At 75.3% G+C, this 2,280-nt stretch carries 3 protein-coding genes; all 3 read right to left on the reverse strand.

The window, feature by feature from the left end; translation table 11 throughout:
- Positions 1-481 (reverse strand): beta-ketoacyl synthase N-terminal-like domain-containing protein (locus tag ACIQGV_RS38885; RefSeq protein ID WP_402504015.1); only part of this gene is annotated, 481 nt, incomplete at its 3' end.
- Positions 478-1,668, reverse strand: coding sequence for a CaiB/BaiF CoA transferase family protein (locus ACIQGV_RS38890; protein WP_402504017.1), 1,191 nt, complete (start codon positions 1,666-1,668; stop codon positions 478-480). The genes ACIQGV_RS38890 and ACIQGV_RS38885, both read right to left, overlap by 4 nt.
- A 264-nt stretch (positions 1,669-1,932) precedes the next feature.
- The coding region (locus ACIQGV_RS38895; protein ID WP_402504019.1) for a hypothetical protein at positions 1,933-2,280 on the reverse strand (348 nt) is incomplete at its 5' end.

The raw sequence follows: 2,280 nt of genomic DNA on the forward strand, positions 1-2,280 counted from the left end.
CGATCGTGGCGATCAGGTCCGCACCGATGCCCTGCGGAACGAAATCGGTCGCGATGTTCGTCATCGGGTCGTTGAACCAGGCCCCGCCGTCGGAGGCCATCGGGACCCGGGACATGGACTCCACGCCGCCCGCGAGGACCAGGTCCTCCCAGCCCGAACGGACCTTCATCGCGGCCATGTTGACCGCTTCGAGACCGGAGGCGCAGAAGCGGTTCTCCTGCACACCGGCGACCGTGTCGGGCAGACCCGCCGCGATCGCCGCGATCCGGGCGATGTCCGAGCCCTGGTCGCCGACCGGCCCGACCACGCCGAGCACGATGTCGTCGACGGCCGCCGGGTCGAGCCCGGGGAAACGGGCCCGGATCTCGTGGATGAGACCGACGACCAGGTCGATCGGCTTGGTGCCGTGCAGGGCACCGGTGGTCTTGCCGCGGCCGCGCGGGGTGCGGATCGCGTCGTACACGTACGCTTCGGTGCTCACGGAAGATGCCTTTCGACGAGGGTTTCGGGCGCGGAGGGCGCACACGGCACGGAGGGGTCGGGGGGCAGCAGTCGCGGTACGTCCCAGTCGCGGGCCACGTCCTCGGTGCCGGTCCCGGGCAGGGCGGGGCCGGAGTGCACCGCGGTGGGGGTGGCCGAGAAGCGGGGCGCGGGGGCGGGCTGGGTGATCCCGCCGTGGTCGGTGAAGGTGCCCCGGGCGGCCAGGTGCGGGTGCCCGGGGGCCTCGCGCAGCGACAGCACGGGCGCCACGCAGGCGTCGGAGTCCTGGAAGACGGCCGTCCACTCGTCCCTCGTACGGGTGCGGAAACGGGCCGCGATCACCTCGCGCAGTTCGCCCCAGCGGGTGAAGTCCGTGCGGGCGGCGCCGAGTCCGGGGAGGCCGAGCAGGTCCAGGAACTCGTCGTAGAACTGCCCCTCCAGGGCGCCGACGGCCATGTACCGTCCGTCGGAGGTCTCGTAGGTGCCGTAGTACGGGCAGCCGCCGTCCAGGAGGTTGGCGCCGCGCCGGTCCTGCCAGCCGCCGGCCGCGAGCATGCCGTGGATCATCGAGGCGAGATGGGCGGCGCCGTCGACGATGGCCGCGTCGACGACCTGGCCGGTGCCGGTGGCGCGGGCGTGGTGCAGGGCGGCGAGGACGCCGACGACGAGGTACAGCGAGCCGCCCGCGTAGTCGCCGACGAGGTTGGCGGGGACGACCGGGGGCGTGTCGGGGCCGCCGATCATGCCGAGGGTGCCGGTGAGCGCGATGTAGCCGATGTCGTGGCCGGCGCGCTGCGCGAGGGGGCCCTCCTGGCCCCAGCCGGTCATCCGGCCGTAGACCAGCGCGGGGTTGCGGGCGTGGCAGTCCCCGGGGCCGACCCCCAGCCGCTCGGCGACGCCGGGGCGGTAGCCCTCGATCAGGACGTCGGCGCGGGCGGCGAGGTCGAGCACGCACGCGGGGCCGTCGGGGGACTTCAGGTCGACGACGACCGAGCGCTTGTTGCGGTTGGTGATGTCGAAAGCGGGGTCGATGCCGAGTCCGGGGCCGCCGGGCCGGTCCACACGGACCACGTCGGCACCCAGGTCGGCCAGCAGCATGGCGGCGAACGGTCCGGGGCCGATCCCGGCCAGCTCCACCACCCGCACTCCGCCGAGCGGGCCCTGTCCTGGCGTTCTCGCCGTCGTCATCCGGCCCCCAGCCGCTTGTGACACCGATGATGTAACACCGGTGATGTTAAGAACACGTTCCACTCCCGGGCAAGACCCGGCGAGCAAGCGCTTAGAAACTCTACGGTGGCACAGAACGGCCCGGCGCGGGAGCACCCCGGGGGCCGGCCGGCTGCCGCCCGGCCCGGCCGTCGGCCGCTTCGGCGCGACCGCACGGTAGCTCTCCTCCGGCCCGCCGCACGGCAGGCCGCCTCCCGGCGCGTCGACCCCTCCGGCGGGACCCGCTCACCCGGCCCGGCCCGCCGAGACCGTGTTCGGCGAGCCCGGCGAGCCCGGCGAGCCCGGCGAGCCCGGCGAGCCCGGCGAGCCCGGCGAGCCCGGCGAGCCCGGCGAGCCCGGCGAGCCCGGCAGGTCCGGCAGGTCCGGCGAGCCCGGCAGGTCCGGCAGGTCCGGCAGGTCCGGCGAGCCCGGCAGGTCCGGCAGGTCCGGCGAGCCCGGCAGGTCCGGCAGGTCCGGCGAGCCCGGCAGGTCCGGCAGGTCCGGCACATGGGCGCAGGCCACCTCACCCCCGAGCCCGAACCCGACCCCGAGGCCGACCCCGAGGCCAACCGCGAGGCCCGGCGGACGGCCCGG

It is taken from the genome of Streptomyces sp. NPDC093094 (genome assembly GCF_044754345.1).
Classification (GTDB): domain Bacteria; phylum Actinomycetota; class Actinomycetes; order Streptomycetales; family Streptomycetaceae; genus Streptomyces.

Bases quoted from the DNA above. Each gene is read 5' to 3' on its own strand.
- ACIQGV_RS38890 (WP_402504017.1), bottom strand. From the start codon at position 1,668: ATGACGACGGCGAGAACGCCAGGACAGGGCCCGCTCGGCGGAGTGCGG.